Below are 26,890 nucleotides of genomic sequence, written 5' to 3'. Positions count from 1 at the left end.
TGTCGGTGCGCGCGAACGTGACGGGTGTGCCCGCGACTCGACGCGCGTTCCTCGGCGCGGCCGCCTCCCTCCCCGCGTGGTCGCTCCCGGGAACCGCCCTCCATCACGACTGGACGTACCGCGCGCCCGGCACCATCTACCCGCCGCGAGTCACCGAGAACACGCTCGTGACGGCCGTGTGGGGCGCGGACAGCGAGCGCGCCGTCGGCCTCGACCCCGGACGCGGCGGCGAGCGGTGGACGCATCCGGGGGCGGTCGGCTGGCAGACGGGCGGGGTGGGCGACCACGTCGTCGTTCGGACCCCCGAGCGGGACGCGCTCACCGGCGTCAACCCGGCGAGCGGCGCGGTCGCGTGGACGACGACGTTCGGTGACCAGGGGGAGACCGTGGTGCGGGAGACCGCCGTCCACCCCGACGCGGGAACCGCGTACGCGGTCACCGACGCGGGCGTGGTCGCGGTCGATATCGCGTCGGGCGACGAACGATGGCGGGTCGCGGACGCGACCGGGTACGCCGCGGGAACCGCGGAGACCGCCGCTCTCGAAACCGACGGCGGCCTCGTCGGCGTCCGAGTGACGGACGGCGCGGAGCGCTGGCGGCACGAGAACGTCGCGTGGACGACCGCGCACGACTCACTGGGACGCGTGGTTGCGCGACGGATGGGCCGTCTCGTGGCGTGGGACGTGGACACGGGCGCGGTCGCGTGGTGGCGCGGCACCGGGTCGCCCGTCGGAGCCGTCGATGACCGCATGCTCCTCCGGGCGGCGAACGCCCGCGGAGAGACGGAAATCGTCGCCGTTAGTCCGGACGGGAGCGTCGCGTGGCGGTACGGCGTCCCGGACAACGCGGGCGTGAGCGCCACCAGCGACGCCCTGCTCGTGTTCACGGACGGAAGCGGGGAGTCGCGGACGGTGACGGTCGTCGCGGACGGCCGCGCGCGCTGGCAGGACGAGTTCGAGTACGCGTTCGGCCTCGCCACCACCTCCCGCGGGGAGCTCCGCCTGCCGACCGCGGACGGCGTGGAGGCGCGGGCGCTCCGCGACGGCCTGGTTCGCTGGCGGTACGAGACGCCGGGCCGGGGCGTGTACGCCGTCGAGCGCGGCGGCCGCGCGTACGTCGGCGCGGAGGCCGAGGACGGCGAATCGTTCGAACTGCACGCGGTGCGGCCGCCGTGGGGCGGCCTCGCGGCGGCGGCGCGCTGGGGCGACCGGAATCTGGGCGTGCTCGGGGCGCTCGGCGGCCTCGGCGCGGTCGGCGCGGCGGTCGCGGGCGTTCGGTGGTGGCGCGACCGGCGGCGCGTCGAGGGCCACGTCGAAACAATCGAGCGAACCGACGACTGGACGACCGCGCGCGTCGAGAGCGGGCGCGTCCGCACCGAATACTGGAACCTGGACGAGTCGGGGTTCCGGGCGGCGTGCGAGGCGTGGCGGGACGCGAGCGACACCGCGGGCGTGCTCGCGCTCCGCGAGTGGGGGGTGGAGCCGCGGCCGTGGGTGGAGACCTCCGCCTACGCGGCGACGCTCGCCGACCTGTGCGAACGCGAGCGCGGACTCCGCGCGGTGTCGAGCGCGGCGGACGCGCTCTCGCGCCTCGACCGCCCGCACGGATTCATCCGGCCCGCATCGGTCGTCCTCGACGACGGCGACAGCGAAACGGCGCGCGTGCGGGACGTGGGGTTCGGCGCGCTCGCGGCGGACGCGTGGCCGAACCAGGACGACGCGTACGCGCCGCCCGAAACCGAACCGACGCCGGCGGGCGACGTGTACCGGCTCGGCGCGCTCACCCACCACGCGCTCACCGGCCGCCCGCCCGAGAACCACGGGTTCGCGGACGGCGCGCTCGACCGTCCGGTCTCGGACGACCTCCGGGAGGTCGTGGAGACGGCGCTCGCGGCCGACCCCGACGACCGGTACGGGACGCCGCGGCGGTTCGGCGAGTACCTCGCGTGGGCGGCGTTCGCTCAGGAGACGTGGTAGGTGAGGACGCCGACGACCGTGCGCGCGTCCCGCACGTCACCGGCGGCCGCGGCCGCGACGAGGTCGTCGAACGCCGCAGTATCGACGCGGATGGTCTCGTCGTGGTCGAGGTCTTGCTCCCCGGTGGGCGTGCAGCCGCGCGCGACGAAGTGGTGGTGGACGGAGTCCGCGTACCCGTTCGCCGGTTCGACGGTCGTGAGCGGTTCGAGAGAGTCCGCCTCGTAGCCGGTCTCCTCGCGGAGTTCGCGGCGCGCCGCCGCCGCCAGGTCGTCGGCGTCCTCGGGCTCCGTGCCGCCCGCGGGAAGCCCGCGGTTCACGCGCCCGACCGCCTGCCGCCACTCCTCCACGACCACGACCTCGCCGTCCTCGGTGAACGGCAACACCACGACCGCCGGCGGCTCGCTCAAGTAATCGAAATCGGTCTCCGTGCCGTCCGGGAGCGACACGTCCTCGCGCACCACGTCGAACCCCGGACACGAGTACGCCACCTCCCGCGAACGCGTCTCCCACGCCAACTCCTCGGTCATACCCGGGTGAAGCCGGACGCGGGAGAAAGTGATTGTGGTGTCAGAACTCGACGGTGGCGAGCGACTCGCTCAACTCCCGCACGTGGTCGTTGTACGCCTCCACGAACAGCGGCACGTCCGGTGCGTGCTGACGCACGTCCGGCGCGGACGGCGGCCCGTACTGCCCGACGAGGTACACGTCGCCCGCCCGCAGGTAGGACGCACGACCCTCCGCATACTTGAGCTCCCAGCGCGTCCCCGCCACCCGGCTCGCGAACGACCCGTAATCGCCGCCGTCGTACCGGTGGAGCTCTCCCGCCATCCGGTCGGCCACGTCCCGAATCTCGGAGACGATGCGGTCGCGCTCCCCGACGATGTCGCTCGTAGACGCCGGCTCCGGGAACGCCGTCGACACCGCGTCCAGCGTCCCCCGCATCGACTCGACGTACTCGTTGAACGACGCCACGAGACCGCCGTAGTGCTCCATCGCCCGCGCCAACGGCTCCGGCTCCGGGTCGCGCTTCGTGGACACGACGTACACGTCCAACCCCGCCTTCCCCTCGAACCGCAAGAAGTCGAGGCCGCCGTCCTCGTACTTCACCGTCCACTCCCCCTCCCCCACCCGGAACGACCGCCGCCCGTACTCCCCGGCGTCCAGCCGCGCGAGCGACCGCGCCAACTCCCCCGCGTGCTCCCGCACCGCCGCCACAACCTCGTCCCGCCGCTCCACCGCGGCGTCCGCACTCAACAAATCCGAATCCATACCCCATCCTCCGCCGCCACCCCGGATAAACAGACCGCTCACGAAACACACAGTAGACGAAGTGCGAAGTACGCACGAACGAACCGACGCATCGCTCGGAGGCGTAGAGTGCGGGAGAAGTGGGCCGGCACGAATGGTGAATCTCACTCACAGCGGAGCTGTTCGCTGATTCAAATTCGCTTGGTGATTTCTCACACCAACTACGGACTCCTCGCTGTCGCTCGTCGTTGCGAAGTGGGGTGAAAATGGGCCGGCACGAATTTGAATCGTGGTTACGGCCACCCGAAGGCCGAAGGATACCAAGCTACCCCACCGGCCCGCACTTGTTTGTAGGGGCTGGTCGGCCTTTAACCCTTCCGAAGCGGCCTAGTAGGTGGTGTAGGCGTCGGTGTCGAGGTAGTTGTTCGCGACGGCGATGGTGTGGTCGGCGTGGATGGCGTGCGGGCCGACGCGGACGCGCTGGTCGGCATGCTGTTGGATGCGGTCGGTTTCGTCGGGGGTGAAGTCGTTGTGGTCGGAGAGGACGAACGCGGGGTGTTCGGGGGGTTCGGCGTCGGCGAGCGGCCGGCCGGCCTCGTGGAGTTGGACGACGGTGGCGCGGTCGCTGATTCGGTCGAGCGTGGGTTCGAGGCCGCGTTTCGAGATGTGGACGCCGGGACTGGGTTCGGCTTCGCGGTGGCCGATGGCCTCGTTCTTGTGGTCGAGGGCGTTCCGGACGAGGCCGGCGAGGTTGCGCTCGTCGGGCCGGGCGTTCCGGAGGGTTCGGGAGTCGAAGCGCACGGTGAGTTCGTCCCGGAGGACGAGGTGCACCTGAACGGCGTCGCGGATGTCGTGACTGAGGAAGAGGCTGGAGCCGACGCAGCGGCAGAGGAGGTCGAGGCGGCCGGCGTTCGGGAGCGAATCGAGGGAGAAGTCGGCGTCCGTCGGGGCGTCGTGGCCGAGGACGATGAACTCGCGCATACCCGTGGGTTCGCTCGGGACTGGAAAGGTGCGTCGAAAGGGCTACGTGTGCGTCCGGCCGAAAACGGAGGTATGAGTGTTATCGAGGACGCGCGTGCGGTCGTGGCCGAGGGCCCGGTCTGCGACCCGTGTCTGGGGCGGTGTTTCGCGGACAGGAGTTTCGGGTTGACGAACCGCGAACGCGGCCGGGCGTTGCGGACGGCGGTCGCCATCGACGACGACGACCCGCACGAACCCGCGGACGACTGCTGGGTCTGCGAGGGGTTGTCGCGGGAGTTCGACGCGTGGGCGGAACGCATCACGGACGAACTCGCGGGGACGGAGTTCGCGTCCTACCAGGTCGGGACGAAGACGCCGCCGCTCGTGGAGGAGAACGAACGCCTCCTCCGGGAGTCCGCGGGCCTCGACGCCGATGCGGGCGAGGCGTTCAAGTCCGAGTTCAACCGCGAGGTCGGCAAGCGCGTCGGACGGAAGACGGGCGCTGACGTGGACTTCGACCGGCCGGACGTGCTCGCGGTCGTCGACCTCGCGGACGACGAAGTGGACGTGCAGGTGAATCCCGCGTTCGTCTACGGCCGGTATCGGAAGCTCGCGCGCGGCATCCCGCAGACGGAGTGGCCGTGCGGCGACTGCGGGGGCGGCGGGTTGCGCGGCGACGAGGTGTGTCCGACCTGCAAGGGAACGGGCTACCAGTACCCGTTGAGCGTCGAGCAGTTGACCGCGCCCGTCGTCGAGGACGCGATGGACGGCACGGAGTCGAAGTTCCACGGCGCGGGACGGGAGGACATCGACGCGCTGATGCTGGGGACGGGGCGGCCGTTCGTCGTCGAGGTGAAGAACCCCCGGAAGCGCCTGCTCGACGCCGACGACCTCGAAGACGAAATCAACGCGTTCGCGGGCGGGAAGGCCGAAGTCGAGGGACTGCGGCTCGCGACCTACGAGATGGTCGAGCGCGTGAAGGAACACGACGCGGACAAGACGTACCGCGCCGAAATCGAGTTCGACGCGCCCGTCGAGTCCGAGGCGTTCGCGGCCGCGCTCGCCGACCTGGAGGGCGCGACCATCGAACAGCGGACGCCCGAACGCGTCTCCCACCGCCGCGCGGACAAGGTGCGAGAGCGCCGCGTGCTCGACATCTCCGGCGACCTCGACGACGACACGCACGCGACCGTCGAAGTGCTCGGCGAGGGCGGCCTCTACATCAAGGAACTCGTGAGCGGCGACGCGGGGCGGACGACCCCGAGCCTCGCCGGACTGCTCGACACCGGCGCGGTCGTGACGGCGCTCGACGTGGTGTCGGTGACGGGCGAGGACGAACCGTTCGAGCGCGACGAGTTCTTCCTCGATGTATAAGTTCGGCGTGGACGAGGCCGGGAAGGGCCCGGTGCTGGGGTCGATGTTCGCCGCGTGCGTCGTCGCCGACAGCGACGCACTCCCCGAGGGCCTGCGGGACTCGAAGAAACTCACGCCCGCGTGGCGCGAGGAACTGGACGCCGCGCTCCGCGACACGGAGGGCGTCCGTATCGGCGTCGCGGAGGTTCCCGTCGAGCGCATCGACGACCCCGGGACGGACATGAACACGCTCACCGTGGACGCGCACGCGGCCGCCATCGACGCCGCGGACGCCGACGGACGGGGTATCGTGGACGCCGGCGACACCTCCGAGGAGCGGTTCGCGACCAGAGTGATGGAGGCGGCCGAGCGCGACGTCGCGGTGACGGCGGAGCACGGCGCGGACGACGCCCACAGTATCGTGGCAGCGGCGAGCGTCGTCGCGAAAGTCGCGCGGGACGCGCACGTCGACGCGCTCGCCGACGAGTACGGCGACGTGGGGAGCGGCTACCCGAGCGACCCGACTACCAGAGAGTTTCTCGCGGAATACGTGCGCGCTCACGGAGAGCTTCCGGCGTGTGCGCGGACGTCGTGGAGCACCTGTGAGGACGTGCTGGCGGCGGCCGAGCAGGCGGCGCTCTCCGAGTTCTAGGCGTCGAACGCACTCCTTAAGCGGGCCGCGCGCCATCGGTCGATGAATGGCGGCCGAGCACCACGAGACGCCGGACGCGGAGACGCTCGCGAACGTCGTGGAGACTGGACTGCACGAGGGCGCGATAGTGACGCTGCAGGCCGAGTGCGAGGTCGAGTACGACGGCCGCACGTCGGGCTACCTCGGCCCGGGCGACCGCCTCCTCGTCTGCAAGCCCGACGGCACCCTGCTCGTCCACCAGCCGGACGGCCACAAGCCCGTGAACTGGATGCCCGCCGGCGGCACCGTCTCCGCCCGCGAGTCGGACGGCGACCTCGTCGTCGTCGCGCGCCGCGTCAACCCCCGCGAGCGCGTCGAAGTCCGCCTCATCGAGGCCTACGGCGTCACTCGCTACGACGCGGACGACGCGGCCGAGTACGAGGAGTCCGGCACCGAGGACGAGATGCACGCCTACATCGAAGCGCACCCGGACGAACTCGAAGAAGGTTTGAGAGTCGTCGAACACGAGCGCGAGACGAAGTACGGCTTCATCGACTTCTTCGCCACCGACTCGGAGGGCAACCCCGTCGTCGTCGAGGTGAAGCGCATCCAGGCGACGCTCAACCACTTCGACCAGCTGAAGCGGTACGTCTCGCTCTACGAGGACAACGACGAAGTCAGGGGGATGCTGGTCGCGCCCTCCGCCTCGGAGCGCGTGCGGCGCGCGCTCCGGGATTCCGGACTGGAGTTCGTGGAACTCGCGGAGTTCGACCGGGACGCGACGGGGACGACGGACGCGAAACTCAGCGACTTCTGAACCGCAGGCGGACGACGCCGTCGTCGAAGGAGAGGTCGCCGTCGTAGGCGTCCGCCACCCACTTCGCAACCCAGAGCCCCAGGCCGCTCGCGTGCCGCAACTGCGTGATGTCGCGCTCGCCGAGCACGATTTCGCGCTCGCTCTCCGGCACGCCGTCGCCCGCGTCCCGCACCGCGACGGACACCCAGCCGTCCTCGCGGGTGACGGCGACCGTCACGGGGCCGTCCGTGTGTTCGACCGCGTTCTCCACGAGTTCGCGCACGGCGTCCGCGACGTACTCGCCGGCGCGCGCCGGCGCGGACTCGGGCGCGTCGAGGTCGATTTCGGCGTCCGGGTAGTCGTCGCGCACCGACGCCACCGCGTCCGCGACGAGGCTCGCGACGTCCGCGGGCGCGGCGTCCGCGCTGTCGGTCTCCACGAGTTCGCGGAGCGTCTGGAGGTTGTCGTGCAAGCCGCCGAGGTCGGCCGCCGTCTCCCTGATGTCGTCCGCGACCGCGTCCCGCTCCGCCTGCGTCTCCGCGGCGCGGGCGCGGCTCGCGTCCCCGTACAGGTACTGGCTGATGGTTCGGAGGTCGTGACGCACCAGCCGGGAGAGCACGGAGAGCTTGCGGCGTTCGCGTTCGAGCGCGCCGGCGCGGATGCGGCGCGCGTCGTTGATGCCGATGAGGACGTGCGCGAGCGAGCTGATGGCGACGAGCACCGTCCCCGAGAACACGGGCGTCGAGGGCGGCGACCCGACCGCGTCCTGGTAGGCGTAGATGAGGGCGAGCGCGAGCGCGATGACGACGACGCCGAGCAGGTTCCACCCCGCGATGCGAGCCGTCTGGCGCACCGTGAACTCGAAGCGGTACACCGCGTACCCGAGCGCGGCCACGGCGAGACCGACGGCCGCGCCGAGCGCCGACACGGTCACCCCCACGAGCGGCGGGGCGGCCGTGACGACGTGCGCGACGACGACCGCGACCACCGCGAGACCGGTGAGACTGATGGTGGAACTGGCGGCGGCGCGGCGGACGTTCATACCCGAGAGAAGGCGCTATCGAGGAATAGACGTTGCGGGTTAGCGGTCGTCGGTGAGGAGGCGGCGGAGGATGTCACCGTACGCCGGCCGCGTCACCAGCACCCCGACGAGGACGCCGAGGATGGTGACGATGGCGAACCCGCGGAGGTCGCCGAGGCTGAGGAACGCGAGCGGACTCATCGCGATGATGGTCGTCGCGGCCGCGGCCCCGATAATCCAGAGCGCCTTCCGGAACCGGCTCTGGAACACCCTGCTGGACGACACCTCCTCCGTCATCACCTCGTCGGCGATGATGATGAGGTCGTCCACCCCCGTTCCGATGACCGCGATGAACCCCGCGATGTGCGAGAGGTCGAGCGCCAACTGGGTGAGCGAGGCGAACCCGAGCAGGACGACGACCTCACAGAGCGCGGTCGCCACCATCGGCACCGCCACCCGGGCCTCCCCGTACCGGAGGTAGACCACGACACCCACCGCGAGCGCCGCGATGAACCCCGTCAGGAAGGACAGCGGCTTGAACCGCTCCGCGAGGCTGGGCGAGATGTAGTACGTCGTCCCCCGGTCGAGGTCGAGCGTCGAGGGGAGCGCGCCGGCGCGCAGGTCGACCTGGAGCTGGCGGGCGTCTTCGAGCGTGTCCGCCTGAATGACGAACTGCGGGTTCGTCACGAAGTCGCCGTTCTCCATGCTCTGCGCGAGGTCAGCGCCCATCGAGGACGAGTAGACGACCTCGCCGTCGTTCACGGTGAGCAGGCAGTACTGGGTCGCGTTCGGGTTGGACTCGTACCGGCAGTTGCTGACGCCCTCGTTCGACGTGAAGCCGTACTGGCGCATCGCCGCCGCGAAGTCCGCCGCGACCGGTTCCGTGAGCGTCACCGGAACCACGGGACCGAGCGTCTGACTCCGGTAGGGCGTGCCGATGCTCGCGGACTTGAGGTCGCTCGACGTGAGCACCGTCTCGTTCACCATCGAGCCGTTCCGCGGGAAGTACGCGTCCTGGCGCACGCTCCCGCGTTCCGTGACGAGCTGGCGGACGTCCGAGACGTTCTGTCCCGGCACCTCGACGAGGATGTAGTGCTCGCCGGTCTGCGAGGACTGGATCTGCTGGACGGTCGTCCCGCCGAGTCCCGTCTGGTCGAGTTTGTCCTGGAGGACGTCCACGATGGTCTCGCGCGTCGGCGCGGTGACGCCGTCCCGTATCTCGGTGACGGAGACGTTCGTCGCCGCGAGCGCGTTCCGGAACGGCGTCTCGTTCACCTCGGCGTACACCTCGACCGTGTCGAGGGTGGTGCGCGCGCGAACCTGGCTCTGTTCGAGGCCGAGTTCGTTCGCGACGGTGGTCTGCACGTCGAGCTGGTTGTCCGCGGTGACGTTATCGACGGTCGCGGTCAGTCCGGTGACCGGCGCGCGGATGCGGGTACCGCCGTCGAGCTGGATGCCGTACTGGAGGTTCGTCGGCTGTGCGGCCGCGGTTCCCGAGTTGTTCCCGGCGACCCCGGGCGCGAACAGCGCGATGCCGCTCCCGACGACGAGCACGCAGAGCAGGACGACGCGCCAGTTCTCGCGAATCATCGCGCCACCCCCTCGTACTTGTACCAGCGGAGCAGGCTGAGGTTCAACATGTAGGTGTTCATCAGGTCGGTTGCGAGGCCGAAGGCGAGTATCATCCCGATGGAGGTCAGGAGTTCGATGCCGAACAGGTACGCGACGATGGTCATCACGATCATCGCCACGAGAGACGTGGTGGTCATCGTCGCGCCGGTCTTGAACGCGCGGTCGACGCTCTCGTAGAAGCTCCCGGAGCGCCTGAGCACGTGGTTCGTGAGGAGGATGTCGGAGTCAACGCTGTACCCGATGAGCATCAGGAGCGCGGCGACCGTGCCGAGGGAGAGCGAGATGCCGAAGAGGTTCATCAGCGCGAGCGGAATCACGATGTCACTGAACGCGGACGCGACGACCGCGAGGCTCGGGACGAGCGACCGGAACAGCACGAAGACGACGGCGCTCATGCCCGCGAACGCGATGAGGAGTCCGATGAGCGCGAACTCCTGGTTGTTCGCGCCGAACGTCGCGGACGTGGTGCGGAGGCCCTCCGTCTCCATCTGGACGGAGGACGCGGCGACGCGCTGACGGATGTAGTCCTGAAGCGCGGCCTGCGTCTGTCCGGTCTCCGCCTGGAACGTCAACACGTACGTGTCGGGACGCGAGGGGATTGCGCGAACGGACTCCGGCGGGTGCTGGCTGAACGTCGAGACGACTGCTGATTGCGATGCGGGAGACGTGACCGTGAGTTCGGTTCCACCCGTGAACTCGATGCCGAGGGGAACCGGCGTTCCGGTGAGGGCGAACGCGCCGGCGAGAACCACCAACGCCACCAGGAGCGCGGCGAGCGGTGGCACCAAGAGTTGGCGGTTCGAGTACCGGCTGAAGTCCACCTCCGGAACCTCGAACGATGGCATACGTTCGGTTTGCGCAAGCCCCGTGGATAAGGGTTGAGTTTTCGGGACGCGCTACAGGTCTTGTACGAACCGTTCCGGGACGTAGTCGAGAACCGTGGGGGGCGTGCGCGCGACCAGCCACTCCGCGACGGCGACCATCGGCTTCCGCACGAGGACGTAGACGGCGGAGACGGCAAGCGCGCCGAACGCGAGGAGTTCGAGGCCGCCGGAGACCGCGAGTATCGGGGGGACGGCGGCGACCGCGGCGAGGCCGAGGTCTTCGGGCGCGCCGTCGTACCGCACCCAGCGCTTCGGCGGGAGCCAGCGGCCGTTGAAGTGGTCGTAGACGGCGCGGTCGCTCGTCCCCTCCCACGGTCGGAGTTCGAGGCCGCCGCCGAACGCGTCCATCGCGGAGTGCACGGCGGCCGCGACCACGAACACCGCGGCGGCGAGCGTCCACGTACCGGGCGCGAACGCCGCGAGCAGACCGAGCGGGAGCGCGAGGAGCGCGTAGTACACCGGGAAGTGCAGGGTCTTGCGGTGGCCGGCGTACAGGTCGAGGTCGGGGAACGCGCCGCCGGCGAACCCGGCGGCGAGAACGGCGGGCGCGGCGTCCGGAGCCACGAGCACCGCTATCGCGAACCCCACGAGCGCGTGCGTCGTCGCCATCATGATACTGTCGCTTACGAGAGAACACAACTTAGCGCTTTCGCGGACGCTTAAGTGGGGGTCGAACGAACTCCCGGTAGTGGCTCGAACCGCCCGCGCCCTCGTCCACGCCCTCCAGGCGCTCGTCGCGCTCGTGTTCGCCGCCGGCGTCGCGACGCGGAACCCGAGCGTCGCCGTGAACGCCCTGCTCGGCCTGCTCGTGACGTTCGTCCCGAACGCCCTCGAACGCGACCACGGCGTCGTCCTCGGCCCACTCCCCGCGCTCTGGGTGACGCTCGCCGTCTTCCTCCACTCCGTGGGGATGCTCGGCCTCTACGACAGCGTCGTCTGGTGGGACCACCTCACGCACACGTTCTCCGCGGGCGTCGTCGCCGGGGCCGCGTACGCCGTCGTGCACGCCGTCGACCTCCACACGGACGCCATCTACCTCCCGTCGCCGTTCGTCGGCGTCCTCCTCGTCGTCGTGACCCTCGGATTCGGCGTGCTCTGGGAGACCGCGGAGTTCGTCGCGCGCGACCTCGCAACCCTCCTCGGGTTCCGGCCCGTGCTCGTCGTGTACGGCGTCGAGGACGCCATCGTCGACCTCGCGTACGACGCGCTCGGCGGTCTCCTGGTGGCGTGGTTCGGGACGGCGCGACTCGACCGTATCTCACGAGAAATAGAGGGGCGACTTCAGGGGAGGTAGCGCACGCTCACGACGCCCTCGTCGGCGTCGAAGCGAATCTCCACGCGGTTCACGCCGAGGCGCGCGGCGCGTTCGAGCGTCGCCTGGTCGTCCGCCACGTCCGCGACCGCGTCCTCGGTCTGTTCCGGCGGCACCGCGAGCACGTGCACCTCGCCCGTCCCCGCGCGTTCCGTCGTCGCGATGTCGCCCTCCGCGAGGTCGTCGTGCATCTCGTAGGCCTGCGTCGTCGGGCGCTCGGCGCTTCGCTCCACCGGAATCTCCTTTCGCTCCTCGACCGCGGTCACCGACCACGTGACCTCCATCGGGGGGTCGGGGCTCACCGTCGCCTCCAGAACCTCGCCGGTCTCGACGCCGGGGTTCGAGGAGAGCGTGTGGACGTGGGTGTCGCGGACGTCCGCGAGCACCGCGGAGTCGTCGTCCGCGTGCGTCACCAGAAACGTGCCGGACTTCTCGCTCATACCCCTAGACGGGGGACGGCGGCTTTTCGGGGTTTCGCTCGCGGCCATCGCGGGCGTTAAGGCGTCGGCCGCCGGGGATGCGAGTATGCACGTAGACGTGGGGAACGCGCTCTCCGAGGCGGCGACTCCGGGCGTTCCGCGGGACGCGCTCGACCGACTGGACGACCGCGTGGCGGACGCGCACCGCCGAATCAGCGAGGGAATGGACGCCGGCGAGTTCGGGTACGCGGCGCTGAACCTCCCCGAAACCGTCGATGCGGGCGAGATTCGGGCGGCGGTCGAGCCGTTCGCGGACGCCGACACGGTTCTCACGGTGGGTATCGGCGGGAGCGCTCTCGGCGCGGCCGCGCTCTGTGACGCGCTCGGCGACGACACCCGAACCGAGTTCCTCGACAACGTCGATCCGGCGGGCGTCCGCGACCTCCTCGACGGTATCGACCTCTCGACGACCGTGATGCACGTGGTGTCCCGGTCGGGGACGACGGCGGAGACGCTCGCGAACTTCCTCGTCGTCCGCGACGCCATGCAGGACGCGGGCGTCGATTGGACGGAGCGGACGTTCGTCACCACCGGCCCCGACGGGAACCTCCGCGACCTCGCGGACGCCCACGACCTCCCCGCGCTCTCGGTTCCGGACGGCGTTCCCGGTCGCTTCTCCGCGCTCTCCACGGTCGGCCTGCCGGTCGCGGCGCTCGCCGGCGTGGACATCGAAGGCGTCGTCGCCGGCGCGCGCGAGGAACGCGACTCCCTGACCGGGAGCCTGTTCGACTGTCCCGCGTACGCGTACGGCGCGCTCGCCTACGCGCTCGACAGCCGGGGCGCGGGCGTGAACGCCGTGATGCCGTACTCTGAGGGCCTGGAGACGTTCGCGGAGTGGTTCGCGCAACTCTGGGCGGAGAGCCTGGGGAAGGACGGCCTCGGGCAGACGCCGGTGCGCGCGCTCGGCGCGACCGACCAGCACAGCCAGCTCCAACTGTACCGCGCCGGCCCCCGCGACAAGATGGTGAGCCTCGTCACCCTGCGCGACCGACCGGACGTGCCGATTCCGTCGAGCGACCTCGACGGCCTCGACTACCTCGACGGCGCGAGCCTCGGGAGCCTGCTCGACGCCGAGTTCCGCGCGACCGAGGCGAGCCTCGCGGAATCCGGGTGTCCGAGCGTCCGCGTGGAACTGGACGCGCTCGACCCCGAGAGCGTCGGCGGCCTCCTCTACGGGATGGAGGCGGCGTGCGTGCTCGCCGGCGAACTCTACGGCGTCGAGACGTTCACCCAGCCCGCCGTCGAGTGGGGGAAAACTGCCGCGCGCGGCCTGCTCCGCGGCGACGAATCGCTCCCGGAGACGCCGTCGCTCCGCGTGGAGTGATGGCGGGGTTCGACGCGTACGCGGCGACGGCGCGCGTCGCGCTCGTCAGCCTCGCCGCCGTCCTCCTCGGGTCGCTCGCCGGCGCGGTCGGCGCGGCCGCCACCGCCGGCCTGCCGGAGAGCCTGTCGTACGGCGTGCAGTCCGCGCTCGCGAGCGTCGTCATCGGCGCGGTCGCCGTCGCGGTCGTTCGGCGCAGGGGCGGCGATTGGACGTTCTTCGACCTCTCGCGGCCGAGCGCGCGCACCGTCGGCATCGGCGTCGCCGCGGGCGTCGCGATGCTCGGCCTGCTCTGGGCGTTCGGCGTCCTCACGACCGCGCTGGACGTGCCGTCCGCGAGCCACGGCGTCCAGGAGCGCATCGAGGCGAACCCCAGTATCGCGCTCGTGATGGCCGGCGTCTCCCTCGCGTTCGTCGCGCCGGGCGAGGAACTGCTCGCGCGCGGGTTCGTCCAGCAGACGCTCTACGACCACTACTCGCCCCGGCTGGCGGTCGTGGCGGCGAGCGCGGTGTTCGCCGGCGTGCACGTGTTCGCGTACGCGACCGCGCCCCCGCTCGCCGTCGCCGCCTCCCTCACGCAACTGTTCTGCATCTCGCTCGTGCTCGGCGCGATATACCTCCGCACGCGGAACCTCGTCGCGCCGATACTCGCGCACGGCGTCTACAACGCCGTCCAGTTCCTCCTCGTCTACATCAGTGTCTGACGCGAAGCGGACGGCCGGCTGACAGAGGCTTATATTCCCGTGTCATAAAGTCTCATTTATGGGTCGGAAGCTGTCCGCCGTCTACGACGAGGAGGTGGTCGCGGAGATAGAACGCCTCGCGAGCGAACACGACCTCACGGAGCAGGAAGTGCTCCGGCAACTCGTCTATCTCGGGCTCGAATCCCGCTAGCTGGGGTTCTTCCGGGTGAGCGAACTCCCGCAGACGGGACAGCGCTCGCGGTCGTCGTCGAACGTCCGCCCGCACCCCTGACACTGAAACACCCACTCGCGTTGCTCCGTGATGCCGTCCTGCTGGACGGCGTCCACCGCGACGCCGAGGTCGGCGGCGACGTTCTGCATCGCGTAGTCGTCGGTCACGAGCACGGCGTCGAGTTCGTGCGCGGCGGCGACCAACCGGAGGTCGGTGTCGGAGAGCGTATCCAGGTCGCCGGTGCGGCGCGCGGCCTGCCGCGCCTCGTTCACCGCGGCCTCGTCCGGGACGTGGACGCGCATCCCGCCGCCCTCCATCGCGTCGAACCGATACGTGGACGTGTCGGTGAGTTCCTCGCGCACGAGCGGAATCGTGGCCACGTCGTCGCCCGTCTCGTACCCCGCGATGAACGCCGAGGAGTCGAGGACGCGCACTATCGCCGGACGACGATGTAGTCCTTCACCGCCTGCACGCGGCCCACGGGAATCTCGTAGTGGCCGCGGTCGTCCCGCGAGAAGTCGAGCGCCGTACCGAGTTCCTCGTTCGGTTCGACGAGCAAGTCCACGAGTTCGCCCGTCTTGAGGTTCATCGTGATGTTGTACAGCATCCCGAGTTCGGTTCCATCGGACCCCATCACGGCTTTCCCGGAGAGGTTCTCGGCGAGAATGTCGGCCATAATCCTCGCTGGTGCCCGAATCCACATAAAGCCCGCGGGGCGGCCGAAGTCCCGCATTCCGGGAGCCTTAAACCGTCGAACGCGTTCTTCACACGTAACAACCGTTTTCGGGGTTACACCATGTCTCAGGAACACTCTGCGTCCGAACCCGGCGACCTCCGTACGCCCATCGTCGCCGTGCTCGGACACGTCGACCACGGAAAGACCAGCCTCCTCGACAAGGTTCGAGGATCCGCCGTCATCGAGGGCGAAGCCGGCGCTATCACGCAGCACATCGGCGCGACCGCCGTCCCGCTCGACGTGGTGTCGGAGGTCGCGGGCAGTCTCATCGACCCGGAGAGCTTCGACCTCCCCGGCCTGCTGTTCATCGACACGCCCGGCCACCACTCGTTCACCACCCTGCGTTCCCGCGGCGGCGCGCTCGCCGACATCGCCATCCTCGTCGTGGACGTGAACGACGGCTTCCAGCCGCAGACCGAGGAAGCCATCCGCATCCTCCAGGACACCCAGACGCCCTTTGTCGTCGCCGCGAACAAGATAGACACCATTCCGGGCTGGCGGCCGCACGAGGACGCGCCCGTCCAGGAGACGTACGAGGCGCAATCGGACAGAGTGCGCCAGCAGTTGGACGAGGCGCTCTACGAACTCATCGGCGAACTCTCCGACCACGGCTTCTCCAGCGACCTCTACTGGCGGCTCCAGAACTTCCAGAACAACATCGGCGTCATCCCCGTCTCCGCCGAGACCGGCGAGGGCGTCCCCGACCTCCTCACCGTCCTGATGGGGCTCGCGCAGCGCTACATGAAGGAGGACATGGAGGTGGACGTGACCGGGCCCGGAGCCGGAACGGTGCTGGAGGTGAAGGAAGAACAGGGGTTCGGGACGACCGTGGACGTCATCCTCTACGACGGCACCGTCCGCGAGGACGACACCATCGTCGTCGGCGGGATGAACGAGACCATCGTCACCGAGGTCAGGGCGCTCCTGAAACCCCAGCCGCTCGCCGAGATACGCACCGAAAAACGATTCGAGAACGTCGAGGAACTCTCCGCCGCGACGGGCGTGAAGATAGCCGCGCCCGAGTTGGACGACGCGATGGCGGGCGCGCCCGTCCGCGTCGTCCGTGACCGACCGCTCCAGGACGTCATCGACGAGGTCGAGGCCGAGCTCGCGGAAATCGCCGTGGAGACCGAGGAGGAGGGCGTCGTCGTGAAAGCCGACACGCTCGGCAGCCTCGAAGCGCTCGCGAACGCCCTCGAAGAGGCCGAAATCCCCATCATGCGCGCCGAAGTCGGGGACATCGCGCCCCGGGACGTGTCCATGGCGACCACCGCCGACGAGGACACCCACCGCTGCATCCTCGGGTTCAACGTGGACGTGCTCGCGGACGCAGAACAGCGCGCCGAACAGGACGGCGTCGAACTCTTCGAGAGCGACGTCATCTACCAGCTCGTCGAGCGCTACGAGGAACACGTCGAAGCCATCGAACGCCAGCAGAAGGAAGCCGTCTTCGAGAACATCCGGCGGCCCGCGCGCTTCCGCATCCTCGAAGACCACGTCTTCCGGCAGTCCGACCCCGCCGTCGTCGGCGTCGAAGTGCTCTCCGGCACCCTCAAGCGCAACACGCCCGTCGGGAAGTTCGACGGGAACGAACTCGAACGCGTCGGCGTCGTCAAGGGCATCCAGGAGCAGGGCGAGGACGTGGACGAAGTCCGCGCCGGCAACCGCGTCAGCGTCTCCATCGACGGCCCCACCGTCGGACGCGACGTCGAGGAGGGCGACGAACTCTGGGTCGACCTCCCCGAGAAACACGCGAAGGTACTCGAACAGGAACTCGCCGAGGAGATTCCCGCCGACGAACGCGAAGCGCTCTCCATGTTCGTGGATAAACGCCGGAACCGCGACCCGTTCTGGGGGAAGTAGGTGGAGCCGAGCGTAGCGAGGTTCCACCGAACGAGCGACCGCTGAGCGCACGCGAAACGGGAGCGGCCGAGCGACGTGAGGAGTCGCCGAACGCGCGAGCGGCGACGCCGCGAATCCGAGGGACGCGGCGCAAGTTCGTTTCTTCCGTTGTTGGGTTTTCTTGGAGTTCGGGGCGCGGAGTGTGGCAGTGTCTGTCGTATCCTACTGGTGTCGGGCGAGAATTGTCGCCGTAACGTTTAGAATTTCGTAGTGCGTACTGTGGGATGAGATGTATCGACCCGATACGAGTACTGGTGAGACTGTACCGTCCAGCGAAGGGCCGTCGCCGCTCGACCGCGTGCTCGGGTCGGCAGTCTCGGTGTCCGTCTACGACCTCGTGCTGGTGGGAGTGCCGTTGTTCCTGCTGGCCGGGGTCGTACTCGGACAGGCAGTCGGCGCGTCCGTGACGGCGAGCGTGAGCGCCGGAAGTCTCGGCGCGCTCGCGCTGGTCGCGTACGGGTTGTTCGGCGCGCCGCCGCGCGCCACGTGAGTTATCGTGCGGGCGGGTCGATGTCCGCGTTCGCGAGCGCGGCCTTCACCTGGAGGGCGGCGCTCGCGGCGAGGCCGCGCGCGACCTCGTCGCGTTCCGAGGGCGGGATGAGTTCCGTGTCGCCCTCGTCGAAGTCGGGCGTGAACCCCGCGGAGACGGGGTTGCCGACGGGCGGGCGGACGGCGACGGTGGCCTGCGGGCCGTTCGACCCCTGGTTCACTTCCGAGCCGACGGTGTACTCGTCGGGCAGGAACTCGCGGGTTCGGGACGCGATGCGGGAGAGGCTCTCGCGGAGCGCGCGGTGCTGCGCGGACGAGAGCGTCACGTCGGGCGTGTTCGGCCCGGCGTACGGGGTGTTCCCGTTCATGATACTCGTGTTTAGGCGGGACTGCGGATAAGCCTTCGTCCCGGGGCGAACTAGTTGATGTACTCGTTGCCGCGCCAGTCCACGCCGCCGTTCCCGTTGCCGTTCCCGTTGGCCTGGGACTGCTCGACGACTTCGACGGCGGCGCGTCGGGCTTCGCCGTCCACGACGCGGGTCGCCTGGAGTTCGTCCTCCTCGTCGTCCGCGGTGATGGCGGTGAGGGTGCCCTCGACGTCGAGCAGGGCGATGTTGCGCAGAAGGAGGAACATGGGGTGGCGAACGGCGGTGTTCTGGAGGACGGTTTCGAGGTCGCCGGAGAAACTCGCGTACTCCACGAGTTCGGACGAAATCTCCTCTTCCTCGTCGTTCCGTCGCGCCCACTGGCGTTCTTCTTCGTCCTGTTCGTAGATGCGTTTCTCCTCGACCTTCGCCTTGAGTTGGGCGGTCGGCGTGTACTTGCTGAGGGAGTCGTCGGCCGCGACGGCTTTGATGAACAGCATGCGGTTCCGGCGGTCGATTTCGAGGTCTTCGACTTCCGGCGGGAGGTCCGGGTCGTCGAGATAGTCCTCTAAGTCCTCAAGCGGGAGTTCGAAGTTCGCGGAGAGCTGGTATACGTGGCCTGTCATGAGTGTGCGATTACTGGCGTGGTTCGCGAGCGACTCACAGCAATCTACCCGATAGTAGGGGGCCCGAGCATAAAGGGGCAATGCTCGGTCCGCGCGCTAACAGATGGGCGTGCTGTCGCCGTACGCGGCGAGAACGACGGCGGACGCGTACTCGCCCGCGTCCGCGGTGACGGTCGCCGTTTCGACCTGCTCGCCGGCGAACGCCCAGTCGCGGAGGTCGCGGCCCGCGTCCAGGCCCGTCCGCACCACGTCCGCGATTTCGTCCGCGTCCGTCTCGCCGGACGCCTCGTAGAACAATCCCGGCCCGGAATCCTCGCTCCGACTCCACGCGAGCCCCGCGCTCGCGCGACTGGGGCCGGCGACGCTCGCGTGCGCCTCCACGACCGTCAATCGGTTCCCCGCCGGCCCGAGGTCGGGCGCGGTGCCGACGACCTCGACGGGCACGTCCGCGGGGATGACGGACGAGACGCCCACGAGGTTGTAGTTGTGGAGGTTCGCGTCCGCCAGCGCGGCGTCGTACGCCGCCATCTCCGTGGGGGCCGTCCCGGTTCCCCACGCGATACGAATACTGCTCATACCTCGAAAAGCGACCGCGCGGAATAAGGGGTGTCGGTTACCGACTACTGGACGTAGACGGAGTGGCCGGGCGAGTCGTCCTCGGCGTTGCGCTTGATCTTGTCGAGGGCGTCCTGGAAGTCCCGCATCGTCACCTCGTCGCGGCCGTCCCGAATCGCGAACATGCCGGCCTCGGTGGAGAGACTCTCCAGTTGCGCGCCCGAGAAGCCCTCGGTCTGTTCCGCGAGCGCGTCGTAGTCCACGGCCTCCGCGAGGTTCATCTCGTCCGTGTGGATGGAGAGGATGCGCGAGCGCGCCTCCGCGTCCGGGTTCGGCACCTCGATGAGGCGGTCGAACCGGCCGGGCCGGAGAATCGCCTCGTCCAGCATGTCGTAGCGGTTCGTCGCGGCGATGATGCGGATGTCGCCGCGCTCGTCGAACCCGTCCATCTCGGAGAGCAACTGCATCATCGTCCGCTGGACCTCGGCGTCCCCGGAGGTCTTCGAGTCCGTGCGCTTCGAGGCGACGGCGTCGATTTCGTCGATGAAGATGATGGCGGGTTCGCGCTGCTCAGCGAGGTCGAAGAGGTCGCGAACGAGCCGACTGCCCTCGCCGATGAACTTCTGGACGAGCTCCGAGCCGGCCATCTTGATGAACGTCGCGTTCGTCTCGTTCGCGACGGCTTTCGCCATCATCGTCTTTCCCGTGCCCGGCGGGCCGTGCAGGAGCACGCCGCTCGGCGGTTCGACGCCGATTTTCTCGAACTGCTCCGCGTTCAGGAGCGGGTCTTCGACGGCCTCCCGCACCTCCCGGAGTTCCTCGTCCAGGCCGCCGATGTCCTCGTACTCGACGGTCGGGGACTCGTCCACTTCCATCGCCTGCGCGCGAGCGTCCGTCTCGTCGTCGAGCACGCGCTGCACCGCGAAGGAGTCGTTGATGGCGACGCGGTCGCCGACCTCCAGTTTCTGGCGGAGGCGGTCACCCACGTCCGTGAGGACTTCCTGGTTGTTCCCGTGCTGCTGGAGGATAGCGCCGTCCTCGTTCAGGTCTTCGACCGTCGCGATGTAGAGCGACGCGGTCTTCAGCGTCTCGTTCTCCCGCTGCAGGTCTTCGACGCGCTCACGGAGTTCCTGCTGGTGGTCGCGAACCGACGCCAACTGGTCTTCGAGCTGGTCGTTCACCGTCAGGATCTCCTCGTAGTGAGATCTGAGGGCGTCCAGCCGCTCCTCGGGGGACGAGTCGGGGTCGACGTCGAGGGTCGGCCGGTCGGGTAGAGATGGGCTGCGGGACATCCTGTTGGCCGCCAGTATGGCCCGCGCGTAGAAGTCCCTTTGGGTCGTTACACCAGGTCGTCCATCTCGTCCAGGTAGTCGCCGTACACCGAAATCGCGGACTCGATGGGCTCTGGCGAAGTCATGTCTACGCCCGCGTGCTGGAGCGCGTCGAGCGGGTACTCGCTGTTCCCCATCGCGAGGAACTCGCGGTAGCGCCGCGCCGCGTCGTCGCCCTCGCTCAGGATGTCCTGGCTGAGCGCGACGGCCGCCGAGATGCCCGTGCTGTACTGGTAGACGTAGTAGTTGTAGTAGAAGTGCGGGATGCGCATCCACTCGCGGCGGATGTGGTCGTCGAGGTCGGCGGGCGCGTAGAACGACTCCTTCAGGTCGCCGTACACCTCGTCCATGCGGTCGGGCGTGAGCGCTTCGCCCTCCTCGGAGAGCGTGTGAATCTGGTGTTCGAAGTCCGCGAACAGCGTCTGCCGGTAGAGCGTGGAGCGGAAGCGTTCGAGGTACTCGCTGAGGACGTGCCGGCGGAACGCGTCGTCCTCCACGGTGTCGAGGAGGTGCTGGGTGAGCAATGCCTCGTTCACCGTCGAGGCGACTTCGGCGACGAAGATGTCGTAGTGCGAGTAGACGTACGGCTGTTCCTCGCCCGTGTACTGGCTGTGGAGGCTGTGCCCGAGTTCGTGGGCGAGCGTGTACATCGACGAGATGTCGTCCTGGTAGTTCATCAGGATGAACGGCTGGGTGTCGTAGGTGCCGCCGGAGTACGCGCCCGAGCGCTTCCCCCGGTTCTCGTACACGTCCACCCACCGGGATTCGAGGCCCTCGGCGACCCGGTTCTGGTAGTCCTCGCCGAGCGGCGCGACCGCGTCCACCACGTGCTCCTTCGCCTCCTCGTACGTGATGTCGGGGCTCTCGGTGTCCGCGAGCGGCATGTAGAAGTCCCAGGGCTTCAGCTCATCCACGCCGAGTTGGCGCTGTTTGAGTTCCGCGTGGTGGTGGAGTTTGTCGAGGTTGCCTTTGACCGTGTCCACGAGGTTGTCGTACACCTCGACGGGGACGTTCGTGTCGTCCAATGCGGCCTCCCGGGCGGTGTCGTAGAACCGGGCCTGCGCGGTCTTCACGTCCGCCTTCACGCTGTTCTTCAGCGTCGAACCGATGGTGTTCCGGACGGCTTCGAGCTCCTCGAAGTAGGACTCGTGGACGGTCTGCCGGAACTCCCTATCGGAGTTCTTGAGGAGGGTGGTGAAGTTCCCCTGACTGATTTCGACCGCGTCCCCGCTCGGCTTCTCGACCGTGGGGAACGTCATGTCCGCGTTCGTCAGCATCGAGTAGATGTCACCAGGCGCGCCCGTGACCTCCCCGAGTTCGGAGAGGAGTTCCTCGATTTCGGCGGAGCGCGTGTGCTCTTTCTGCCGGAGCACGTCCTCGAAGTAGTGCTCGTACTCGTCGAGACCCTCGGTCTCAGCGACCATCTCCGCGATGTCGTCCTCGGTGAGTTCCTGAATCGCGGGCTCGATGAAGGACGCCGCGCTCGACGCCTGCGAGACGAGGCTGGACGCCCGCGCGGAGAGCGCCTGATACTCCTGGTCGCGCGTGTCCTCGTCGGAACGCATCCGCGCGTACGACGACACCTTCGCCACCTCCCGCATGATTTCGTCGCGGAGCTCCAGCACGTCGAGGAGGGTCTCGCCGTCCTCGGTGGCGTGCCCCTCGTAGTTCGAGAGGTCGTCGAGACGGCCCTTCACCGTCTCGAACGCCTCCTCCCACGCCTCGTCGGTGGCGTAGATGCTCTCTAAGTCCCACTTGTACTCCTCCTCGATGTCACTGCGCTCGGGAACGCTACTCATGGCCGAATCCAACCGGTCAGTCCTGTTAAGCGTTCGCAAACCGGGTCGCTGGGGGCAGTAGTTTTCGGGCGGGCGCGCGACACCCCGGGTATGGTCGAGACTCCCGAGGCGTTCGGACGGCTGTGGGCGGACGACTACCCCGGAACCTTCCTCCGCGACCTCGCGGAAATCGGCGACCGAATGAGCGGCCGACCGGGCGAACGCCGCGCCGCCGAACTCGTCGCGGACGCCTTCGCGGACGCGGGCGCACGGAACGTCGCGGTCGAATCGTTCGAGATGAACGCGTGGCGGCGCGGAGACACCGATTTCGGCGTCACGAGTCCCGTGGAGCGGTCGTTCGAGGCGCTCGCGCTCCCCTACTCGCCGAGCGGGGACGTGCACGGCGAGTTAGTGGACGTGGGGCACGGCACGCCCGAAGAAATCGAAGCCGCGGACGTGGCGGGAAAGGTCGTGGTGGCGTCGACGGAGACGCCGCCCGGGATGGACAGGCTCTACCACCGGATGGAGAAGTTCGGGCACGCGGTGGCGGCGGGCGCGAGCGCGTTCGTGTTCGCGAACCACAAGCAGGGACAGTTGCCGCCGACGGGCGCGCTCCGGTTCGACCGGGAGGCCGCCGTCCCCGCGGTCGGCGTCTCCGCGGAGACCGGGACGTGGCTGCGCGAGTACGCCGACCGCGACGGCGAGGTCTCGCTCTCCGTCTCCGCCGACACAGCACCGGGAGACGGGCACAACACGACGGGCGTGTTCGGCCCCGACACGGACGAGGAGGTGGTCGTGCTCGCGCACCACGACGGCCACGACATCGCGGAGGCCGCGCTCGACAACGGCTGCGGCGTCGCCACGGTCGTCGCGATGGCGCGCGTCCTCGCCGACCTCGATCTCGACACGCGCGTTCGCGTCGTCAGCGTCGGCGGCGAGGAAGTCGGCCTGCTCGGCGCGAGCGCGCTCGCCGACCGCCTCGACGCCGAGAGGATTCGGTCGGTCGTGAACGTGGACGGCGCAGGCCGGTATCGGACGATGCGGGCGTTCACGCACGGCACGCCCGCGTTCGAGGACGTGCTCGATTCGGTCGCGAACACTGCGAGCCGCGAACTCAGGGTGGAGGGCGCGCTCCACCCGTTCAGCGACCACTGGCCGTTCCTCAAGCGCGAGATACCGGCGGTGCAACTGCACTCGGTGACGCCGGAGCGCGGTCGGGGCTGGGGGCACACGCACGCCGACACGTGGGACAAGACGGACGCGCGGAACGTCCGCGAACACGGGATGCTCGCCGCGCTCCTCGTCCAGCGGCTCACCCGGGAGTCGGTGCCGCGGCCGGACGCGGACGCGCTCGCCGACGACCTCGACTCACGGGGACTGCGGCCGGGGATGAAGGCCGCGGAAATCTGGCCGTCTCACTGGGGGTAGAGCGCGTCCGCGACCCGCGCTCGCGTGCGGCGTTCGACCGCGAGCGACGCGAAGGTCTCGCGGCAGTCCGCGAGCGCGCGGTCGTCCCGCGAGAAGTCGAGGTCGTAGCCCACGTCGGCGAGGACGAGCGGGTGAGCGGGCGCGGGCGGCACGCCGAGCGGGCCGTCGAGCGGTTCCGGTGAGAGCACGCGTTCCACGCGGTCGAGCGACCCGCCCGCGCCGACATCCCGGACGAGGGCGGCGAGGCGGCGGACGAGGCCGCGCGGGAACCCGCCCGCGCGTACCGTGAACACGAGGTAGTCGTCGTCTCTACTGAGGGAGAGCGACACGTCCCGCTCGGTGTTCTTCGAGTCCGACGTGAGGTTGTGGAAGTCGTGCTCGCCGGCGAGTAATCGGGCGGCCTCGCGGGCGCGTTCGTCGTCCAGGGCGGGCGCGTGGAGGTGGTAGACGTACTCGCGGTATCGTGCGTGGTGGGTGGCGTGGAAGCCGTCGGGGGCGTCCGCGAACGCCCACGCCCGCACGGCGTCCGGAAGTTCGGCGTTGAGCGCGCGCGGCGTCAACCATTCGGGGCTCTCGAACCCGACCGTCTGGGCGCGGGCGGAGACGCCGGCGTCCGTCCGTCCCGCGGCCGCGTACCCCTCCGGTTTCTCGTCCTCGAAGACGTCGAGCGCGCGGAGCGCCCGAAAGATGGCGTCCTCCACGGTGTCGCCGTGCGGCTGGCGCTGGAACCCCCGATACCGGGTGCCGTCGTACGCCAGCCGGAACGCCCGCATCTACGCGAAGTCGTCGTACGTCGGACTCGAATAGTCGCCCGGGAACTCCTCGACCGGAGCCTGGGTCTGGTCGCCCGAGTCCATGTCCTTCACGGTGACGTTGCCGTCTTCGAGGTCGCGCTCGCCGACGATGACGACGGTGTCGGCGTTCACGCTGTCGGCGTAGTTCATCTGCGCGCCGAACGACCGGTCGGACACGTCGGACTCGACGACGTTCCCGCGCTCGCGGAGGTCGCGCGCGACGCGAGCGGCCACGTCCCGGGTGTCGCCCACAGAGAGGACGTAGTAGTCCGTGCGGAGTTCCTCGTCCGGGTGGACGCCCGCGCGCTCCAAGAGCAGGGGGAGCGTGGAGTGGCCGGGCGCGAACCCGACAGCGGGCGTGGGCTGACCGCCGACGGACTCGATGAGGTCGTCGTAGCGCCCGCCGCCGAACACGCTCCGACTGACCTCGCCCGTGCTGTCGAAGCACTCGAAGACGACGCCCGTGTAGTAGTCGAGGCCGCGCGCGGTCTCCAGGGAGATGTCGCAGTACTCGCGCACGCCGAAGTCTTCGGCGGCGTCGAGGACGGCGCGGAGGTTCCCCACGGCGTCGGCCACGTCGTCGCCCGCGAACGCCACGAGTTCGTCCAGGTCGTCCGCGTCGAGGAGGTCGGCGAACTGCTCGGCCTCGCCGCGGGAGAGCCCCGCGGCTTCGAGGTGGTCGAAGAACTCCACCTGCGAGATCTTATCCGACTTGTCCACCGCGCGAATCGCCGCTGTGGTGTCCACGTCGCCGCCGAACGCCGCGAGCAGGCCGGAGAGGATGTCGCGGTGGCTCACCCGGAACTCGAAGTCCTCGGGGGAGAGACCGAGCCCGGTGAGCGCGTCCGCCGCGACCGCCAACACCTCCGCGTCCGCCGTCGGCTCGCTCGACCCGAAGATGTCCACGTTCGTCTGATAGAACTCCCGATACCGGCCCTGTTGGGGTTCCTCGTACCGCCAAAAGCTCCGCGTGGAGTACCACTTGATGGGCTTCGAGAGCTCCTGCTGTTTCGCGACGACCATCCGCGCGACCGTCGGCGTGAGTTCGGGCGTCATCGCCACGTCGCGGCCCCCGCGGTCGGTGAAGGAGTAGAGCTCCTCCTCGATCTCCTCGCCCGACTTGTCCACGTACATCTGGGTGCGTTCGAGCGCGGGCGTTCCGACCTCCCGGAAGCCGTAGCGGGCGGCCACGTCCTCGACGGTGTCGATGATTTCGCGTCGCGCCCGCATCTCCCGCGGATAGAAGTCCCTGAATCCCTTCAAGCGGTCGTACATAGTCCGGGATTCGGCGGGCGCGCGCTTCAAACCACTGCCTTCCGGTCGCCGCCCGCGCCGCTACCGTCTCACGCCGCTACCGCACGTCCCGCACCCGCGTCTGCGTGTGGTCGGGGAACACGTCCGAGACCGACGCGTCCGCGAACTCCGCGCGGAGCAGTTCGCGCAACTCCGACTCGTAGTCCGACTTTTCGAGCGTCTCGCTCGGCCCGGACTCCACGTCGAGGGACGCCGCGACCATGTCGTCGATTGCGCCCCGCCCGAACCCGGAGAGCGGGGAGAGGTAGTGCACGTCGTGGCGGTCTTCGAGGCTCTGCGCCTGCGCCCGCGAGACGGTGGGGACGCGGTCGTCCCGCCGACTCCCGTCCGCCACCGCGTCCACGTCCATCTCCGCGACCACTTCGAGGGCGTGCTCGTGCACCTGCTGAATGCCGTTCCGGGGATATCCATCGGAAACCATCTGCGCCACGGCGTCCATCGCGACCTCCCTATCGAGGGCGACGCGCTCGAACTCGAAGGGCGTGCGTTCGGCCGCGTCCCGCGCGTGCTGCCAGTCGTCGGTCACGCCGAACGACCCCGTCACCAGGGTCACGTCGTAGAAGCGTTCGAGAACCAGCGCTGCGAGCGTCGAGTCCTTCCCCCCGCTGTAGAGGAGCGCCAGCTCCATCTACCGGCGCGAGATGTTGAAGGACTGCTCGTCCGGCTTCAGCTCGCGGAGCAGGCTCTTCATCTGCTCCTCGTCGAGCTGGTCCTGGATGCGGCCCGACCGGCCGAGCGCCACGACCTGCTGTTCGACGCGCTCAGCGAGGTCGGGCTTGCTCATCCGCACCGAGTTCAGGCGGCGGCGCGCGCCGTCCGAGAGGTACTGGCGGAGCATCGCCTGCTTCTGCTGTTCGGCCTGCTGTTGGGCTTGCTGCTGGGCTTCCTGGTTCGCCTGCCCGCCGCCCTGCTGTTGTTCCTTGAGCTTCTCCATCTTCTGCTGTCGAAGCTCCTCCAAGCGCTCCTCGTCGTCCTGACTCATACGCGAATGTACTCGACGCAGAGACAAATGATTTTCCACACCCACCTTTTTCTCGTCGGGTG

30 protein-coding genes and 1 tRNA gene are annotated in these 26,890 nt (G+C 69.2%); 11 read left to right on the top strand and 20 right to left on the bottom strand.

Going from position 1 to position 26,890, the window contains the following annotated elements:
* Nucleotides 1-26 precede the first annotated feature (26 nt).
* Nucleotides 27-1,976, top strand: coding sequence for an outer membrane protein assembly factor BamB family protein (locus LI334_RS02365; RefSeq protein ID WP_227261571.1), 1,950 nt, complete (start codon nt 27-29; stop codon nt 1,974-1,976).
* On the opposite strand, the gene LI334_RS02360 is transcribed toward LI334_RS02365, so the two are convergent.
* From LI334_RS02360 to trmY, 4 genes are all read right to left on the bottom strand, one after another.
* Complete coding sequence (locus tag LI334_RS02360; protein ID WP_227261570.1) at nt 1,961-2,503, bottom strand: NUDIX domain-containing protein; 543 nt, start codon at nt 2,501-2,503, stop codon at nt 1,961-1,963. The two genes, LI334_RS02365 and LI334_RS02360, sit on opposite strands and share 16 nt — an antisense overlap.
* A gap of 40 nt (nt 2,504-2,543) precedes the next feature.
* Nucleotides 2,544-3,245: a hypothetical protein gene (locus tag LI334_RS02355; protein WP_227261569.1), complete on the bottom strand. Its 702-nt coding sequence runs from the start codon at nt 3,243-3,245 to the stop codon at nt 2,544-2,546.
* 246 nt (nt 3,246-3,491) lie between these two features.
* Nucleotides 3,492-3,564, bottom strand: a tRNA-Pro gene (locus LI334_RS02350).
* Between the two features lie 47 nt (nt 3,565-3,611).
* Nucleotides 3,612-4,205 carry a tRNA (pseudouridine(54)-N(1))-methyltransferase TrmY gene (gene trmY / locus LI334_RS02345; protein WP_227261568.1) on the bottom strand — a complete coding sequence of 198 codons (594 nt, stop codon included), beginning with the start codon at nt 4,203-4,205 and terminating at the stop codon, nt 3,612-3,614.
* 72 nt (nt 4,206-4,277) lie between these two features.
* Between trmY and LI334_RS02340 the strand changes: the two genes are divergently transcribed.
* From LI334_RS02340 to nucS, 3 genes are read left to right on the top strand one after another with little or no spacing between them, the layout of a single operon-like run.
* Nucleotides 4,278-5,558, top strand: a complete 1,281-nt coding sequence (locus tag LI334_RS02340) for a tRNA pseudouridine(54/55) synthase Pus10 (protein WP_227261567.1) — start codon at nt 4,278-4,280, stop codon at nt 5,556-5,558.
* The gene (gene rnhB / locus LI334_RS02335) at nt 5,551-6,189 is read left to right on the top strand and encodes a ribonuclease HII (RefSeq protein ID WP_227261566.1); all 639 of its coding nucleotides are present in this window, start codon (nt 5,551-5,553) and stop codon (nt 6,187-6,189) included. The genes LI334_RS02340 and rnhB overlap by 8 nt, the downstream gene beginning before the upstream one ends.
* Nucleotides 6,190-6,235: 46 nt before the next feature.
* Nucleotides 6,236-6,985: an endonuclease NucS gene (gene nucS, locus LI334_RS02330; RefSeq protein ID WP_227261565.1), complete on the top strand. Its 750-nt coding sequence runs from the start codon at nt 6,236-6,238 to the stop codon at nt 6,983-6,985.
* Here nucS and LI334_RS02325 read toward each other — a convergent pair.
* From LI334_RS02325 to LI334_RS02310, 4 genes are read right to left on the bottom strand one after another with little or no spacing between them, the layout of a single operon-like run.
* Nucleotides 6,972-8,006 (bottom strand): sensor histidine kinase, encoded by a 1,035-nt coding sequence (locus LI334_RS02325; RefSeq protein ID WP_227261564.1) that lies wholly within the window; start codon nt 8,004-8,006, stop codon nt 6,972-6,974. The two genes, nucS and LI334_RS02325, sit on opposite strands and share 14 nt — an antisense overlap.
* Nucleotides 8,007-8,045: 39 nt before the next feature.
* Nucleotides 8,046-9,575: a preprotein translocase subunit SecD gene (locus tag LI334_RS02320; protein WP_227261563.1), complete on the bottom strand. Its 1,530-nt coding sequence runs from the start codon at nt 9,573-9,575 to the stop codon at nt 8,046-8,048.
* Complete coding sequence (gene secF / locus LI334_RS02315; RefSeq protein WP_227261562.1) at nt 9,572-10,462, bottom strand: protein translocase subunit SecF; 891 nt, start codon at nt 10,460-10,462, stop codon at nt 9,572-9,574. The genes LI334_RS02320 and secF overlap by 4 nt, the downstream gene beginning before the upstream one ends.
* Nucleotides 10,463-10,513: 51 nt before the next feature.
* Nucleotides 10,514-11,113 (bottom strand): metal-dependent hydrolase, encoded by a 600-nt coding sequence (locus LI334_RS02310; protein WP_227261561.1) that lies wholly within the window; start codon nt 11,111-11,113, stop codon nt 10,514-10,516.
* 76 nt (nt 11,114-11,189) lie between these two features.
* Between LI334_RS02310 and LI334_RS02305 the strand changes: the two genes are divergently transcribed.
* On the top strand, nt 11,190-11,795 hold the full coding sequence (locus LI334_RS02305) for a hypothetical protein (RefSeq protein WP_227261560.1): 606 nt from the start codon (nt 11,190-11,192) through the stop codon (nt 11,793-11,795).
* Here the strand turns inward: LI334_RS02305 and LI334_RS02300 are convergent.
* Entirely contained in the window at nt 11,783-12,253 is a 471-nt protein-coding gene (locus tag LI334_RS02300; protein ID WP_227261559.1) for a DUF5812 family protein, read from the bottom strand. The genes LI334_RS02305 and LI334_RS02300 overlap by 13 nt on opposite strands.
* 85 nt (nt 12,254-12,338) lie before the next feature.
* Between LI334_RS02300 and LI334_RS02295 the strand changes: the two genes are divergently transcribed.
* From LI334_RS02295 to LI334_RS02285, 3 genes are read left to right on the top strand one after another with little or no spacing between them, the layout of a single operon-like run.
* Nucleotides 12,339-13,616, top strand: a complete 1,278-nt coding sequence (locus LI334_RS02295; protein WP_227261558.1) for a glucose-6-phosphate isomerase — start codon at nt 12,339-12,341, stop codon at nt 13,614-13,616.
* Nucleotides 13,616-14,317, top strand: coding sequence for a CPBP family intramembrane glutamic endopeptidase (locus tag LI334_RS02290; protein ID WP_227261557.1), 702 nt, complete (start codon nt 13,616-13,618; stop codon nt 14,315-14,317). Before LI334_RS02295 ends, LI334_RS02290 begins: the two co-directional genes overlap by 1 nt.
* 58 nt (nt 14,318-14,375) lie before the next feature.
* Nucleotides 14,376-14,507, top strand: coding sequence for a CopG family transcriptional regulator (locus LI334_RS02285; protein WP_227261556.1), 132 nt, complete (start codon nt 14,376-14,378; stop codon nt 14,505-14,507).
* Here LI334_RS02285 and LI334_RS02280 read toward each other — a convergent pair.
* Nucleotides 14,504-14,962, bottom strand: a complete 459-nt coding sequence (locus LI334_RS02280) for an NOB1 family endonuclease (RefSeq protein WP_227261555.1) — start codon at nt 14,960-14,962, stop codon at nt 14,504-14,506. The two genes, LI334_RS02285 and LI334_RS02280, sit on opposite strands and share 4 nt — an antisense overlap.
* A complete protein-coding gene (locus LI334_RS02275) occupies nt 14,962-15,204 on the bottom strand; it encodes a PRC-barrel domain-containing protein (RefSeq protein WP_227261554.1) in 243 nt (80 codons plus the stop codon). The genes LI334_RS02280 and LI334_RS02275 overlap by 1 nt, the downstream gene beginning before the upstream one ends.
* Before the next feature lie 120 nt (nt 15,205-15,324).
* Here LI334_RS02275 and infB point away from each other — a divergent pair, with 120 nt between their 5' ends.
* On the top strand, nt 15,325-17,127 hold the full coding sequence (gene infB, locus LI334_RS02270; protein WP_227261553.1) for a translation initiation factor IF-2: 1,803 nt from the start codon (nt 15,325-15,327) through the stop codon (nt 17,125-17,127).
* Between the two features lie 268 nt (nt 17,128-17,395).
* Nucleotides 17,396-17,656 (top strand): hypothetical protein, encoded by a 261-nt coding sequence (locus LI334_RS02265; RefSeq protein WP_227261552.1) that lies wholly within the window; start codon nt 17,396-17,398, stop codon nt 17,654-17,656.
* Between the two features lies 1 nt (nt 17,657).
* Here LI334_RS02265 and LI334_RS02260 read toward each other — a convergent pair whose 3' ends face one another.
* The 5 genes from LI334_RS02260 to pepF form a co-directional block, all read right to left on the bottom strand.
* Entirely contained in the window at nt 17,658-18,023 is a 366-nt protein-coding gene (locus LI334_RS02260; protein WP_227261551.1) for a DUF5811 family protein, read from the bottom strand.
* Between the two features lie 50 nt (nt 18,024-18,073).
* A complete protein-coding gene (locus LI334_RS02255; protein WP_227261550.1) occupies nt 18,074-18,646 on the bottom strand; it encodes a DUF7110 family protein in 573 nt (190 codons plus the stop codon).
* A gap of 96 nt (nt 18,647-18,742) precedes the next feature.
* Complete coding sequence (locus LI334_RS02250; protein WP_227261549.1) at nt 18,743-19,222, bottom strand: pyruvoyl-dependent arginine decarboxylase; 480 nt, start codon at nt 19,220-19,222, stop codon at nt 18,743-18,745.
* Between the two features lie 44 nt (nt 19,223-19,266).
* Entirely contained in the window at nt 19,267-20,493 is a 1,227-nt protein-coding gene (pan2, locus tag LI334_RS02245; RefSeq protein ID WP_227261548.1) for a proteasome-activating nucleotidase Pan2, read from the bottom strand.
* Nucleotides 20,494-20,540: 47 nt separating this feature from the next.
* Nucleotides 20,541-22,331, bottom strand: coding sequence for an oligoendopeptidase F (gene pepF, locus LI334_RS02240; RefSeq protein WP_227261547.1), 1,791 nt, complete (start codon nt 22,329-22,331; stop codon nt 20,541-20,543).
* 90 nt (nt 22,332-22,421) lie between these two features.
* Between pepF and LI334_RS02235 the strand changes: the two genes are divergently transcribed.
* A complete protein-coding gene (locus tag LI334_RS02235; RefSeq protein ID WP_227261546.1) occupies nt 22,422-23,738 on the top strand; it encodes a M28 family peptidase in 1,317 nt (438 codons plus the stop codon).
* Here LI334_RS02235 and truA read toward each other — a convergent pair.
* The 4 genes from truA to LI334_RS02215 form a co-directional block, all read right to left on the bottom strand.
* A complete protein-coding gene (truA, locus tag LI334_RS02230) occupies nt 23,726-24,511 on the bottom strand; it encodes a tRNA pseudouridine(38-40) synthase TruA (protein WP_227261545.1) in 786 nt (261 codons plus the stop codon). The genes LI334_RS02235 and truA overlap by 13 nt on opposite strands.
* Nucleotides 24,512-25,807: a histidine--tRNA ligase gene (hisS, locus tag LI334_RS02225; protein ID WP_227261544.1), complete on the bottom strand. Its 1,296-nt coding sequence runs from the start codon at nt 25,805-25,807 to the stop codon at nt 24,512-24,514.
* 76 nt (nt 25,808-25,883) lie between these two features.
* Nucleotides 25,884-26,474, bottom strand: a complete 591-nt coding sequence (locus tag LI334_RS02220) for a DUF7411 family protein (RefSeq protein ID WP_227261543.1) — start codon at nt 26,472-26,474, stop codon at nt 25,884-25,886.
* On the bottom strand, nt 26,475-26,828 hold the full coding sequence (locus LI334_RS02215) for a DNA-binding protein (protein ID WP_227261542.1): 354 nt from the start codon (nt 26,826-26,828) through the stop codon (nt 26,475-26,477).
* Nucleotides 26,829-26,890 lie beyond the last annotated feature (62 nt).

This window comes from Salarchaeum japonicum (genome assembly GCF_020614395.1).
Lineage (GTDB): Archaea > Halobacteriota > Halobacteria > Halobacteriales > Halobacteriaceae > Salarchaeum > Salarchaeum japonicum.
Note: the sequence above shows the minus strand (reverse complement) of the source record. Positions and strands in the feature narration are given on the sequence as shown.